12 protein-coding genes are annotated in these 13,739 nt (G+C 65.2%); 11 read left to right on the top strand and 1 reads right to left on the bottom strand.

Annotated features, from left to right (window positions below):
* The first annotated feature begins 59 nt into the window (after positions 1-59).
* The 5 genes from nadC (at position 60) to IPI56_08410 (ending at position 5,223) form a co-directional block, all read left to right on the top strand.
* Positions 60-920: a carboxylating nicotinate-nucleotide diphosphorylase gene (nadC, locus tag IPI56_08430; protein MBK7545750.1), complete on the top strand. Its 861-nt coding sequence runs from the start codon at positions 60-62 to the stop codon at positions 918-920.
* Complete coding sequence (locus IPI56_08425; GenBank protein ID MBK7545749.1) at positions 917-1,867, top strand: biotin--[acetyl-CoA-carboxylase] ligase; 951 nt, start codon at positions 917-919, stop codon at positions 1,865-1,867. The genes nadC and IPI56_08425 overlap by 4 nt, the downstream gene beginning before the upstream one ends.
* A 49-nt stretch (positions 1,868-1,916) precedes the next feature.
* Positions 1,917-3,476, top strand: a complete 1,560-nt coding sequence (locus tag IPI56_08420) for a response regulator (GenBank protein ID MBK7545748.1) — start codon at positions 1,917-1,919, stop codon at positions 3,474-3,476.
* A complete protein-coding gene (gene mtnP, locus IPI56_08415) occupies positions 3,473-4,327 on the top strand; it encodes an S-methyl-5'-thioadenosine phosphorylase (GenBank protein MBK7545747.1) in 855 nt (284 codons plus the stop codon). Before IPI56_08420 ends, mtnP begins: the two co-directional genes overlap by 4 nt.
* Positions 4,328-4,482: 155 nt before the next feature.
* The gene (locus tag IPI56_08410; GenBank protein MBK7545746.1) at positions 4,483-5,223 is read left to right on the top strand and encodes a class I SAM-dependent methyltransferase; all 741 of its coding nucleotides are present in this window, start codon (positions 4,483-4,485) and stop codon (positions 5,221-5,223) included.
* Here IPI56_08410 and IPI56_08405 read toward each other — a convergent pair.
* Positions 5,220-7,298, bottom strand: coding sequence for a methyltransferase domain-containing protein (locus IPI56_08405; protein MBK7545745.1), 2,079 nt, complete (start codon positions 7,296-7,298; stop codon positions 5,220-5,222). The genes IPI56_08410 and IPI56_08405 overlap by 4 nt on opposite strands.
* 99 nt (positions 7,299-7,397) lie before the next feature.
* On the opposite strand from IPI56_08405, the gene IPI56_08400 reads away from it, so the two are divergent.
* From IPI56_08400 to IPI56_08375, 6 genes are read left to right on the top strand one after another with little or no spacing between them, the layout of a single operon-like run.
* The gene (locus tag IPI56_08400; GenBank protein MBK7545744.1) at positions 7,398-8,219 is read left to right on the top strand and encodes a hypothetical protein; all 822 of its coding nucleotides are present in this window, start codon (positions 7,398-7,400) and stop codon (positions 8,217-8,219) included.
* On the top strand, positions 8,216-8,764 hold the full coding sequence (locus IPI56_08395; GenBank protein ID MBK7545743.1) for an NUDIX hydrolase: 549 nt from the start codon (positions 8,216-8,218) through the stop codon (positions 8,762-8,764). Before IPI56_08400 ends, IPI56_08395 begins: the two co-directional genes overlap by 4 nt.
* Positions 8,765-8,767: 3 nt before the next feature.
* A complete protein-coding gene (locus tag IPI56_08390; GenBank protein ID MBK7545742.1) occupies positions 8,768-9,739 on the top strand; it encodes a lamin tail domain-containing protein in 972 nt (323 codons plus the stop codon).
* Positions 9,736-10,530 (top strand): hypothetical protein, encoded by a 795-nt coding sequence (locus IPI56_08385; GenBank protein ID MBK7545741.1) that lies wholly within the window; start codon positions 9,736-9,738, stop codon positions 10,528-10,530. The genes IPI56_08390 and IPI56_08385 overlap by 4 nt, the downstream gene beginning before the upstream one ends.
* Entirely contained in the window at positions 10,527-12,320 is a 1,794-nt protein-coding gene (locus IPI56_08380; protein MBK7545740.1) for a hypothetical protein, read from the top strand. Before IPI56_08385 ends, IPI56_08380 begins: the two co-directional genes overlap by 4 nt.
* A gap of 9 nt (positions 12,321-12,329) precedes the next feature.
* A complete protein-coding gene (locus tag IPI56_08375; protein ID MBK7545739.1) occupies positions 12,330-13,688 on the top strand; it encodes an FAD-dependent oxidoreductase in 1,359 nt (452 codons plus the stop codon).
* Positions 13,689-13,739: the final 51 nt, after the last annotated feature.

Raw genomic sequence — 13,739 nt, 5'->3', positions numbered from 1 at the left:
TTTTCCACGGGATTTTTCGCCCCTGGACAGGGCCCCCGAGGGAAGGCTACAATGCGACCATGGATTTCCGACGATACGCCCGCGCCGCCCTGGCGGAAGACCGCGCCCGCCGCGACATCACGGGGGCCGCTTTCGTGCCCGCCGCGGCCCGGGGGCGGGCCTTTCTGGTGGCCCGCGCTCCGGGTGTGTTGGCGGGTTTGCCCCTGTCCCAGGCTGTCTTTCGGGAAATGGACCGGCGGGTGCGCGTTCGTCCGTTGGTTCGGGAAGGGGCCCGCGTCCGGCCCGGCCAGCGCGTGCTGGAGGCGCGGGGGCCTCTGCGCTCCCTCCTGTCGGCCGAACGGTCGGCTTTGAACTTCCTCACCCATTTGTCCGGCGTCGCCACCCAAACGCGGCAATTCGTAGACGCCGCGGGGCGACGGGGGCCCGCGGTTCTCGAAACCCGAAAAACCCTGCCCGGCCTGCGGGACCTTCAAAAATACGCGGTGCGCCTGGGCGGGGGAACGAACCATCGGCGGGATTTGGCCGACGCCTTTTTGATCAAGGAAAATCATTTGTCTTTTTACCGGAGCGCTCCGGGGCGGGCCGAATTGATCCGCCGCGTGGCGCGGGCCCGCGGGTCGGGGCGGCTCGTCGAAATGGAGGCCCGCGATCGCGCCGAGGTCCTGTGGGCCTTGGAGGCCGGGGCCGATATCGTTCTTTTGGACAACATGCCCCGGGCGGGTTTGCCCGGCGCGGTGCGCTGGATCCGTCGCTGGTGCGCCGCGCGGGGACGGAAAGCACCCTTCTTGGAAGTCTCGGGCGGGGTGACCTTGGCGGCGATGCCGGCCCTGGCCCGCGCTGGGGTCGACCGCGTGTCGGTGGGGCGGCTCACCCACTCCGCCCCGGCCTTGGATTTCAACATGGACGTGGTGGCGTTGTGAAGACCGACGGCGCGCGCGCGCTGCTGGCGTTGTTGCGGAAGGCCCCCGGCCCCCTGTCGGGGGCGGACCTGGCCCGCCGCTTTGGAATATCCCGGGCGGCGGTTCACAAACGCATCGAAAAACTGCGCGCCGTCGGTCACCGGGTCACGGGCACCCCACGCATGGGCTATCGCCTGCGGGCGGGGGCCGATGGGTTCGACGCCGTGCCGCTTCATGGTTTCGCGGGGCCGCTCCTGCACCGCCCGGTGGTCCCGTCGACCCAGGACGAAGTCAAAAACCGAGCCGCCCGGGGCGCGCCCGAAGGTCTGATTGTGGTGGCGGACCGCCAACGCGCCGGCCGGGGTCGCCGGGGTCGGGTCTGGTCGTCCCCCGCCGGGGGATTGTGGTATTCGATTCTGCTTCGGCCCGCGGCCGCTCCCGCCCACGCCCCCTCTTTAGCGCTGGTCGCCGCCCTCGACTGGGCCGACACCCTGCGCGCCCGCGGTGTGCCCGCGGGGGTCAAATGGCCCAACGACGTGTGGGCGGACGGGAAAAAAATCGGCGGTGTCCTTACGGAAATGGCCCTGGAGCCGGACCGCGTGCAATGGATGGTGTTGGGCATCGGCGTGAACGTGAACAACCGCGCTCCGGTCATCCCGGGCGTGGGCACCGGGGCCGTGCGGGACTGGGCGGGTCCCACCCCCCGGGGGGAATTGTTGTCGGAATGGTTGGCCCGGTTCGCCCGCTCCTACGTCCGACACGCGCGGGGGGGGTTCGCGCCCTTCCAGCGGGCCTACAACACGCGGTCGGTGCTGAACGGCTGTTGGGTGACGGGCGTGGGGCCCGACGGTCCGGTGCGCGGGCGCGCCCTGGGCGTGGACCCGGCGGGACGCCTGCGCCTGTCGGCCGCGGGGCGGACCATCGCGGTGGTGGGCGGCGACGTGGTTCTCTTGCGCCCCGCGCGGTGACGCCGCCCATCTTGCCAAGGCGCACCGATCCCTTTATACTGAACCCTTCATGAGCGCCGAAGACCCTTTTGATTCCGCCGAACCCCCGCTTCGGGTTTTGATCGCCGACGGCGATCCCACCGAGCTTCGCACGCAGGTGCGCCGCATGGAGTCACTCCCCGGGTGGCGCATCCGCGTGGACACCTGCGAATCCGGGGCGGATTTCCTGCAACGCCTTTACGCCCAACCCTACGATCTCGTTTTCCTGGACATGAACCTGCCGGACACCCCGGGGGTGGAGCTCTTGGCCCGGTTGGGCCGGATGTCGCTGCCCCTGCCGGTGGTCGCCCTCTCCGCCCGGGAGGAGGCGCGCGCCGCCGTCGAAGCCATGAAGCACGGCGCCCTCGACCATTTGATGAAGGAGGATTTCGTCGCGCTGGATTTGTCGGGCCTGCTCAAGCGGCTCCTGATGACGTTCCGCTTGAAGCGTGAAAACGCCGAGCTCCACCAAATCAGCCAGATGAAGAACGACTTCCTGGCGACGATCTCCCACGAGCTGCGCACGCCGCTGACCTCCATTTTGGGCATGAGCGAGCTGTTGCTCGCCGCCCGCATGGGCCCGGTGACGGACAAGCAATCCGACAGCCTGAAAAAAATCATCGAACAGTCGCAAAACCTCTCGCGATTGATCAACCAACTGCTCGACGTGCAGGACACGCTGAAGGACCGCCCCCGCGTGGACGCGCGGCCCCTGTCCCTGGCCGACACGGTGACCCGCCAGGTGGAGGCGGCCCGCGCCCTCTTCGAGAAAAAAGGGGTGCGTTTGACCCTGGCGCCCCCGCCGGAAAATTTCCGCGTCAAAGGCGATGAGTCGGGCCTCGGCAAAGTGGTCGAGCACCTGTTGCTCAACGCCCTCAAATTCACCCCCGCGGGCGGGCACGTGGAGGTCGGCCTGCACGGGCTGCCTTCCAAATCGGTGTTGTTGTCCGTGCAAGATTCCGGCCAGGGCATTCCCAAAGAGGCCCTGCCTTTCGTGTTTCAGAAATTTTTTCACGCGGACCCGACCCTCACCCGGTCCTACGGCGGGCTGGGTTTGGGGTTGGCCTATTGCCAACACGTCGTCGAAAGCCACGGGGGCCGTATTTGGTTGGAGTCCCCCGGTCCGAATCTGGGCACCACCGTCAACGTCACCTTGACCCGCGTCGACGGCGACGCGGGGGGCGAGACTTTTCCCGCGCCCGTGGGGCGTCGTTCGGCGCTGTGGGTCGACGACAACCCCAACATGCTGGAATTGGTCGAGGTCGGGTTTTCCTCCCTCGGGGGGGACGTGGACCTCGTCACCTGCGCGCGGGGCCGCGAAGCTCTGGAAGAAGTCGAGCGGCGGGGCTTCCACTTGATCGTTCTCGACATCATGATGCCCGACATGAACGGGTTGGAGGTGTTGTCCCGCCTGCGGGCCAACCCGCGCACGCGGTCCATCCCGATTTTGGTCGTCTCGGGATACAGGGAGGCCGCCGAAGAAGCCATGGAACGGGGCGCCACGGCGTATTTTCTTAAACCCTTCCGCGTGCCGGAAATGCTCGAGAAAATCCGGGAATTGCTTCGCTTGGCCAAGCCGGCCCGCGAATGAGCCGCGAACGCGTCGGCGTCGCGGTCATCGGCGGCAGCGGTCTCTACGACCTCCCGGGCGTCGAGCGTCTGCGTTGCGCGCGGCCCCGCACGCCTTTCGGTTTTCCCTCCGATGAGATTGTCCTCGGCACCCTGGCGGGGGTGCGGTGCGCCTTTTTGCCCCGGCACGGCCGGGGCCACCGCCTGCTGCCGTCCGAGATCCCGTCGCGGGCGAACATTTACGCTTTGAAATCCCTGGGCGTCGAGCGGATCGTCGGCGTCGGGGCCGTCGGCAGTTTGCGGGAGGACGTGGCCCCCGGGGATTTCCTTGTGCCCGACCAAGTGGTGGACCGCACCCACCTTCGCCCCGTCACCTTTTTCGGCGGGGGCATCGTGGCCCACGTGGCGCTCGACCGACCGCTCTGTCCGTCCCTGGCCGAAAAGATCGCCGCGGCGGCGCGTAAAACCGGGGCCGTCACGCACACGGGCGGCACCTACGTGTGCATGGAAGGGCCGGGGTTTTCCACAAAAGCCGAGTCGAAATTCCACAAGTCCCAGGGGTTTTCCGTCGTCGGCATGACCCTCGCGCCGGAGTACAAACTCGCGCGGGAAGCGCGGATGTGTTACGCCAGCGTGTCCCTCGTCACCGATTACGACGTCTGGAAAGAGGGCGAGGAGGTGTCCGCCGGGAAGGTGGTGGCGACGTTGAGCGCCAACGTCGAGCGCGTGCGGACCCTGTTGCCCTGGCTTTTGCCCCAATTGACGGGGCCGCGCGAATGCGGCTGCGGCCACGCCTTGCGGGACGCGGTCTTCACGGCCCCCGCGGCCCGTTCCGCCGCCGCCCGGCGTCGGTTGGCGATATTGCTCAAGTGACCCCGGGCCCCGCCGACCGAGAATGTCTTGTGTGTCGGACGGTGGCTCCCCCCCGGGAGACAGCGACGGTTCGCTGCAACGTGCGGCGTTATCGGGATCAACGCTTCGGGTTGTGGCGCTGTCCTCATTGCCAATCCTTGCACACGGAGAAATTCGTGGATCTGTCGGCATACTACGAGGGATACCCCATTCGCCGGCAAGGCCTGGATTACTTGTTGCGCGTGTTTTTTCGTGGGTTGGCGAAGCGACTCGCCCACGCCGGTTTCACCCGGGGGGAGCGGTTGTTGGATTACGGGTGCAACACCGGTTTGTTCGTCGATTATTTGCGTGGCCGCGGCTTCAACGCCGCCGTTGGGTACGATCCTTACGTCGACGCCTTTAAAAGGCCGGAGTTGTTGAAGGAAAAATACGATGTTGTTTTCAGTTCCGATGTCCTGGAGCACGATGACGATCCCCGCGGGCATTTTGCGCGACTGGTGGGTTTGTTGTCCCCCGGCGGCCTGCTGGCCGTTCAAACCCCCAACGCCGAAGGCATCGATCTTTCCCGGCCTGAGGAACATCTTCATCAAATTCACGTGCCCTACCACCGCCACATCCTCAGCCTCAATTCCTTGGTTGCGCTGGGGGGGGACCACGGTCTTTACCCCATTCGGGTTTACAACCGATGGTACATGGATTCCTTTTGGCCGGGCTGTTCGCGGCGGTTTCTTGAGAGTTGGCTGAAAACGCAGGGCAATTTGATTGACGCGGCCTATGAACCCCCCCGGTACGGCCTCTTTTTCAAACACCCCGTTTTGTTATGGCTTTTTTTCTTCGGGGGTTTTCCCTCCTCGCCCAAAACCGACCACGTCATGGTGCTCTTCCGAAAAAACCCGGGGACCGCGATTCCGAATTAGGGCGGTTTGGGCCGCTCGAACACCGCCCACATCCACACGTTTTTCCGAAACAGCCCTCCGAAGAAACCGTTGAACAGAAGCGCCGGCCAATGCCACCAGCGGCGGAATTTAATTTCCGACAGAACGATGGTGCTGTCCAAGGATCGATCGGTCATTCGGCTGAGAGAATGGACGGTCCGGATGTTCACAAACGGGAAAAGCGTGTCCCAGAAATGCCGCCATTGAAGGTCCACGAGTTCCAAACCGGCCTCGCGGGCCAAACGAAAAAGGATGATTTTTGAAAACACGTGGAGGTGATAGGGTTGGTGAAGGTCGTGGCGGTGCGCGTTCACCCGGCTTAAATCAATGCGCCCGGCGTCCGGGCATTGGAGGAACACCCGTCCCTCTGGAGCCAAGGACGTTGCCGTTTGACGCAAGAGGGCCCCGGGGTGGTCGATGTCTTCCAGGGTTCCCAAGAACACCACGGCGTCGTAAGCCCCCAAGGGGAGAACGGGGGGGGGCTCCCCGGGTTTTTGTCGTGGCAAAACCGTGATTGACTCAAACCCCTCCCGACGGAGGATCTCCGCGTGCACGCCAACGAAAGGGGCGCTTAGAAGAAGGCGCGCGTTTTTCTTAATTCCGTAACGGCGGAGGAGACGTGACAGGTTGCCGACCGCTCGCTGGATAAAGGGGTTGCTGCCGATTTGATCGTAGGGATAATCGGCGTAATAATCCGTCAAGTCCATCGTGCGGAGGGAGTGAATCGCCGCGCAGGCGCCACACCGCCAAACGGTGAAAAACTCATTGGCGTATCGCCTCACGTCGCTGGGCACATTGGCGATTTCGCGGCTGCCTTCGTAAGTGCCCCCGCGGCAAAGACCGCAGTGGGTTCTCTCGTTCAAGTGAAGCAGGGTTTCTCGGAACCGCCGCTGGGTGGACTCGAGGCTGATTTTTTGAGAGAAACGCTGATATCGTTCCCCTTCAATCCGTTTTCGATCGATCCAATAACGGATTTTTCCGAGCAGTTGATGGACCGGCAGAGGAAAGCGGAGGGCTTCCCCCAGGCCGAGGCGGGCGACGCGCTCGAGACTCCAGGTTTGCTCCCCTTGAAAGGGCAAGCCGAGGAGGGGCGTGCCGTGAGCCACGCATTGGTAAACGGTGGCGTCGCCCCCGTGGCAGATCACCAAGTCCGTGCGGGGCAAAAGGGCTTCGAGATTGATGAACGGTTTGACGACAACCGGCGGAGCCATAGAAACGCCGGGTTTCCCCGCCAACACCACGTTGTACGATCGAAACGCGGGGTCGTTGAAGAGCGTGTAGAGTTCGTCGCTTTTCCAAAAAGTGCCGAGGGTGATCAAAACGGTTTTTTTACCTGGATCCAACCGTTCAAGGACATCGCTTTCGGGGGTGGGGTCGCGGTGGAAAATCGGACCAATATAAGTGAAATTTCCCGGCAGATTGTTCATCGGAGAAAAATCTTCCACGTCGGTGATAAGGTTGTGGTCGCCCTCGATCTCGTCCAGATAATGCGCCCGGGATCGGAGTTGGTGTTTTTTTCGAATCGCGCGCACCCCGCGGTGCATGATTCGAAACTCCACTTTCTCCCCGAGCGTTGTCAGCGCCGTTTCCAGGGGTCGGGGGCAATGGAGACGGCGGAGCCATTTGATTCCGGGATGGGCCGCTGGTCCGGGGCGTGCGAATCGGTAGTGTTGCGACAGATGACCGACCATCAACGTGACGCACGGGGTGTGCGTCAATTCGGCGGCCATGGGGAGTGTGATGGAAAAATCGCTGATCACCAGATCCGGTTTCAGCTCACGAAGGACGCGCACTTGGTCGAGAAAAATTGGCTCCAATTCTTCCTGGCGCATCCACGAATGGTCGAGCCGGCTCTCGAGCACTGACATTCGTTCCGCATCGATGCTTTGGCAGGCCACCAAAGAATAACCGGCGCCGCGCACGCGTTGGTTGGCCCCTTCGTGTCGGGAGGCGGTGAAGTGAATGTCAAAATCGTTTCGAACGGCGTCGGCCAAGGGCAAACAGCGCAGGTAATGTGAAAAAAGGTCGAAAGGAAAAAAAATCAGTCGGCGTTTCACGCGATTAAACGATACCCCCCCGATTCTTCGAAGTCAAGAGCCGGTGCCGTTCCCGCGGCATAAGACAAAGCGCGCGGCCTTGTGTCATAATAAAGCCCCATGAGCGCCGATGTCCGGCAGTTTATCCCCCTGTTCTCCAACATGGCCATGCCCCTTCTGGCGGGGCTCATTTATTTCGCCCTGGCCAAATACGTCCGCCAAATCGGCCCTCTGCGCACCTTGATCACGGGAGAATTGACTTACAAAGGGGCCTATTTGGGCTTCCTCTTCTTCGGCATTTATCTCGCCTCCCGACCCTTCCAGTTGTTGTTTCCGCACCCCTGGCCGTTGATCGTGAGCGGTCTGCGGGAGTTTTGCATGATCGCCGTCTTCGGCCCCGCCGTGTTTTTGGCGATGTTGAGCCTGGTCTTCGGCGCGGAAAACATTCCCCGGCGCGTGATCCAAGCCGTCGTTGGCCTGGGGATCGTGCTGGGGTTTGTGTTCATCGGCGTCAATATTTTCGCCATCGGAGGATCGGAGCCGATTTTCCAGGTCGGCCGCCTCACGGCCCACGACGGGCTGTGGTTCAAGAACCCCGACGCGGCACACCGGGGCCTCATGTGGATTTTGTTCGCGATCCGTTTCATCAATCCGGTGTCGCTGGTCTTTTTGGCGGGCACGGTGGTGTTGTGGCACGCGCGCAATTACCCGGTTGAGAAACGCATGCTTTACGACAACATGCCCGTGAAACTGTACCTGCTCGGCGCCTCCTGCTACGCGTTCGCCTTTTCCATGTTGATGACGGGGCTGTTGTACGTCGTGAACGGCCTGCCGAACCAATGGTGGGTCTACTACGCCGGCGCTCTGCTGGCGGGCTTCCTGGAAACGGCGTCGCTCGCGTTGCCCATGAAGAAGCATGTCCAAGTCAGCGAACATTTATGAACCGCTGGGTCGAGCGCCCCCTGCGTCGCCGTCGCGTCCACAGGGGGCGCGCCGTTGATTTTTGGGTGGACACCGTCCGCCTGCCGGGGGGCGGCGAAGCCACCCGCGAGTACCTCGGCCACCCCGGGGCCGTGGCCGTCATCGCCGTGGAAAACCCCCGCGACCGCGACCCGGAGGTGTTGTTCGTCCGCCAATACCGGTACCCCGTCAAGGAAGTGACGCTGGAATTGCCCGCCGGGAAAATCGATCCCGGGGAATCCCCCCGTTCCTGCGTAAACCGGGAGTTGGAAGAGGAAACCGGGTTTTGGGCCCGTCGCGTGCGCCGTCTTTTATCTTATTGGCCGACCCCGGCCTTCGCCAACGAAGTGATCCATATTTACGAGGCCGCCGGTTTAACCCCCGGGACGTTCTCCCCCGACGCGGACGAAAACATCCGCCCGGTGCGCCTGCGGCTGAGCCGCGCCCTGGCGTTGATCGACCGGGGCCGCATCCAAGATTCCAAAACCCTCGTGGGCCTTTTGGCCTACGCCCGCGCCCGGCGGTAAAATATGGCGCGAAGGGGGTTGTGGACGATCGCCCTCCTCGCGTCGCCCCTGACCGCCGGGGTCCTCATCAACGAAGTTTCCTTCGACACCTCCCCCGGTCCCGACTGGGTGGAACTTTTCAACGCCTCCACCGCCCCGTGTTCCATCGAGGGCTGGTCCCTGGACGACAGCGACACCGCTTCGGGAAACCACGTGAGCTTGTCCGTTTCCACGCCCCTGCCGGCCGGCGCGTTCTTGGTCGTTTATATCGAGGCGGTCGGCGTCGACGACACGGATTTTAGCGACGGAAAAGGAGTGTACCACGCGGGGACCGGGCCGACGGTGGCCCTGGCCGCCACCGAAGACGAATTGAGTTTGTACAACACCACCGCCCCGATCCCGGTGGGGTTGGTGGATTTCGTGGCCTGGGTCACCCAGCCGCCCTACGGGGGCGCCTTGGACGCTTCCACCGCCGCGGCCCGGGGTCTCTGGCCGGCCGAGACGGCCGTGGATTTGGAGGACGTGGGGTCCAACTACGCCCTGGGGCGCGCCCGAGACGGACAGGACACCGACACGACGGCGGAGTGGCGGGCTTTCTCACGGCCGACGCCCGGGGAACCGAACCAACCCCCGCCGTCGACCTATTCCGAAGCCTTGCGGGCGGATCCGCGCCGGCGGGCCTTCTCCCCTTTGGACGGGGATCCGTTTTATCAAACGACGGCCTTATTCTTCGACGCCGGCTCTTCCGGGGCCGTCAAGTCCCTTCGGGTTTTCGACGTCAGCGGCCGCTCCGTACGGCGTTTGGTCGAGCACGACCGCGTCGTCGATGGAACCGACCTGTCGGGGTTGGCGTCGGGGTCCGTGGTCTGGGACGGACGCGATGACGAAGGCACGGTGGTGCCCGTGGGGCTCTACGTGGCCGTCTTTGAGGCCGCGGACCCGGGCGGGTCCCAACGGCGGGGACGGGCGGTTGTGGCGGTGGGGCGACCGCGGTGAAAAAATGGGTGTTCGTGTTTTTGGTCTCCCCCCTTCCTCTGGGGGCGTTGTTTGAGGACAAGGCCTTCTCGGCCCGCTCCGCGGCCCTGGGCGGCGCCTTGGTCGCCGCCCCCGACCCGGGCGGCGCCACACCGGCCAATCCCGCGATGTTGCCGTTCTTGGAAGAACGCCGGGTTTCGGCGGGGCGGGGCGCCGTGGTCGGTTTGGAAGAATTGGACCGGACCACCTTGGGGGCGGTGTTTCCGCATCGACCTCTTTCCTGGGCGGTCGGCCTCGCGGAGTTCGGCGGCGCCCTCTACCGGGAGCGGGAAATCACGGCGGCCGGGGGCCTGGTCGTGGGGTCGAATTTTTCCGTCGGCGTCGCGTTGAAGGGGCGCGCTTTGGACATCGCGCGTTACGGCGGGGCCCGGGGCGTTCAGGGGGATGTGGGTGTGGGCGGGCGGTGGAACGAACGGGTGCGTCTGGGGGTGTGCCTGCGAAACATCGGCGGGTCGCGGTATTTCGGCGAAGCGCCGCCGATGATTTTGACCGCGGGGTTGGCGGGCCAATTCGGACGGGGCGCGACGACCGCCTTGTCCATGGAACAGGACGACGCCGGGCATTCCACTTGGCGGTGGGGGCAGGAAATGGCGTTCGGGCCCCTCGCCCCCCGGCTGGGTTTCCAATCGGATCCCGCCCGGCTGTCCTTCGGTTTGGGATTCCTTTGGGACGCGGCACGCCTGGACTACGCGCTCGTGACCCACGCGGTCCTGGCCGACGAGCATCGGATTGATCTCGGGTGGAAGTGGTGACGGCGCGCGCCGGTCTTTTGTGCGTGCTTCTGGGCACGGCGCCGCTTGGGGCGGTGGAGGAAGACAGCCTGTCCTTTGAGGAAAGGCTGTTGGAGGACGGGGACGACCCGCCGGAGCGACCGGAATTCTTTGAAACCCGCCTCCGGATGCGGGAGGTGCGACCTCCGGGCAGCACCCACGCCGCGGCGCCCCCGGAACTTCAGCACAACCTTTATTTCCTCGGCCGGGTGCGGGCGGGGCGCGGACCCGTCGAGATCGGACTTTTGGCCAAACGCGCGGCGGTGGGACCGGCCCTTTCCTGGGAAAACCTGGCCGACCGGGGTGTCCTCAAAGCGGTCGTGGCCGTGGGGCGGGAGGGGGATCCCTTCCGCGCCTTGGCCGGGAATTTCCGCCACGCCTTCGGGCAAGGTTTGTTGATGTACGACGGCTTCGGCGAATTTGTCCGCCCGCTGGAAGTCCGGGACCGCGGGCCACGGCCGGACTATTCCTCGGGTCTGAACGACCATCTGCAAGGGGCGGCTGTGCGATGGACGACCGGCCGCTGGTCGCTCGATGGGCTGGCGTCCGACAAGCCCCTCGATTTCCCATTAAACCCCGATGGCTCCGTGGACGGGAATCTGGACGATTTGCACGAGACCACGGGCGATGTCCAAACCGCCGCCGGCTTGGCGAACGACGATTCCGTCCGGGAGCGGGTCGTCGGGGGACGGGCGCGGTGGGGAACGGCGGGGTCCGGCGTGGCGGTCAACGGTTTGTCCATCGATTACAGCCGGGCCTTCGACCCCGTCGACCGGGATTACGCCGACGCCCGCGCCTTCCGCGGGAACCGGATCCGTCTGGGCTCCATCGACGCCCGGTGGGAAGGCGCGGACGCGGTTTTTTTTGGCGAAGCGGCGCGTTCGCAGACCGACCGGGGCCTGGACGGAACGGCTTGGATCGCCGGGGGGTGGACCGGGCCCGCCGCGCGGCGTTTTTGGGCGTGCGTGTTCGATTACGACCCGGACTTTGTCTCGCCCCACGGCAAGGCCCTCGCTTTTTCCGTTTCCGGCGCTCCGCAGAACCTGCCCCGCAATCAGCGCGGGGCGGCCGTGGGCGCCGAGGGAACGGCCGGCCCCTGGCGGGGACGGGCTCAACTGACGACGGCCCGGTTTCCGGCGGCGGTGGGGGACGGGGCCGACAGCGGCGCTCTTTTTCCGTCCCAGGGGCGCTATTTTCTCTGCGACCAATGGTGGGACGCGGGCGGGGGAAAACTCCTTCGACTTTCCTATCAAGAGGGCGACGAAGAGAAAAGGGAGGACGGGAGCGGTCCCGCTCAAACCGTCCGGGAAAAAACCCAACGCGCGCGCATGGGTCTTCAATGGAAAGCCTCCCCCCGCTGGACCTGGGGTTTGCGTCGCGACGTGCGGTGGGAAAAGACGCCCGCGTTGGGCGCGCGACACCGCGGTTCGTTGTGGGCGGTGGACACGGTCGTCGCGCCCGACCGCAAAACGTCGATCAAAGCCCGGATGTACGTGTTCGACTCGCCCGCGGCGTTCCTCACCACCGGACCGGAAGAGATATGGGACGGCGTTGTGTACGACCGCCTCGCGGGCAACGCGGGCCGGTTGCGGGGGCGCCCGGGCACGCGCCTCACGGTCATCGCCCGTCGGGATTGGGGCGGCCTGCGCCTGTGGGCGAAGTGGGAGACGACCCGGCGGAGCGCCGACGCGGAGGGCCGCGCGGGCGACGGCGACCCGCCCCGCCGCGCCTGGCACCTGCAAATGGAAACCCGGTGGGGTCGAAATTTATAGAATGCCACCGTGACCTACGACGCGATCGTCATCGGCGGCGGGATCACGGGCGCGGGCGTGGCCCGGGATTTCGCCCTGCGGGGATGGAAGGCCCTTCTCCTCGAACGGGGCCGCTTCGGCCGGGCGACCACGGCGGGATCAAGCCATTTGATCCACGGCGGCCTTCGCTATCTCCTCTACGACCGTCTCACGACGCACGAAACCTGTTGGGATTCGGGTCACATCGTGCGCATCGCCCGCCCCCTGTTGACCCGCTTGCCGATCCTGTGGCCCGTCTACGGCGACCACCGCCGGGGGTTGGAAACCGTCGAAACCCTGCTGGAGTCCTACGACCGTTTCCAACCGTTGAAGGGAGGGCGTCCCCATTTGCGGTTGAACCCCGCCGAAACCCTGCGCCTCGTGCCCGGTCTGAAACCCGTGGACCTGCGGGGGGGGCTTCTTTTTGACGAGTATTGGGTGGAAGCCGCCGATCTGGTGGCCGCGAACGTCGCCGACGCGCGCCGGGCGGGGGCGGACGCTTTCGAGGACACGGGGGTCGAGGCGATCACGCGGGAAAACGGGCGCGTGACCGGGGTCCGGGTCATCGGCGGAAAAATTATTCAAGCCCCGGTCCTGGTCAACGCGGCCGGCCCCTGGGCGGCGCGGGTGGCGGCCTTGGCGGGGGCGGCGGTGGATCTTCGCCTGCAAAAAGGGACGCATTTGGTGTACCGCGGTTCAGTGCCCGCTTTGGCGGGCCCTCGCCCCGTGGGCCTTCTGCTCGAAGCCGCCGACCGGGAACGGTATGTGTTCGTCCTGCCCGGGCCGGACCGGACCCTCGTCGGTCCCACGGATTTGGCGGGGGGCGACGACCCCGACGCGCTCGCGCCGACCCCCGAGGAAAGCGCGTATTTGCTCGACTCCTGCCGGCGCTATTTCCCGATTTTTCCCGACCGGTGGGACGCCCTCACCGTGGCGGCGCGGCCGATTGTGGGGCAACGCGGATCGGAAAAACGGCTGTCCCGCGGGTTCCAAGTGATCGACCACGCCGACCGGGGGGCCGAAGGATTCTTCTCGGTGGTCGGGGGGAAAATGTCGGATTTCCGCTTGATGGCGGAGGCGACGGCGGCGGTTGTTCACCGCCGCATCGGGCGCGGCGAATTTCGCTCCGTCAGCGCGGGGCGCGATTTGGCGGGCCAGCCCCTGGGGGAATGGGAGGGGGGGGCCGCGCCTTCGGCGCGCCTGAAACGAATTTTGGATCGACACCCCCGCGTTCGGGAAGCCCACGCCCTGGCGCACCTCGCGGCGGCTTTCGTTCGGCACGCGGCGCTTCGCCGTTTCCGCCCGGTCTCAACGGCCACCCTGGAGGATGTTTTACGGCATTATCAATGATCCCTTGAAAAACACCGGGTTCCCCGGCATCCTATTACCGAAGGTCAACTT

It is taken from the genome of Elusimicrobiota bacterium, from assembly GCA_016706425.1.
GTDB lineage: Bacteria > Elusimicrobiota > Elusimicrobia > FEN-1173 > FEN-1173 > JADJJR01.
The sequence above is the reverse complement of the archived record's forward strand: the minus strand, read 5'-3'. Positions and strand labels throughout refer to the sequence as shown.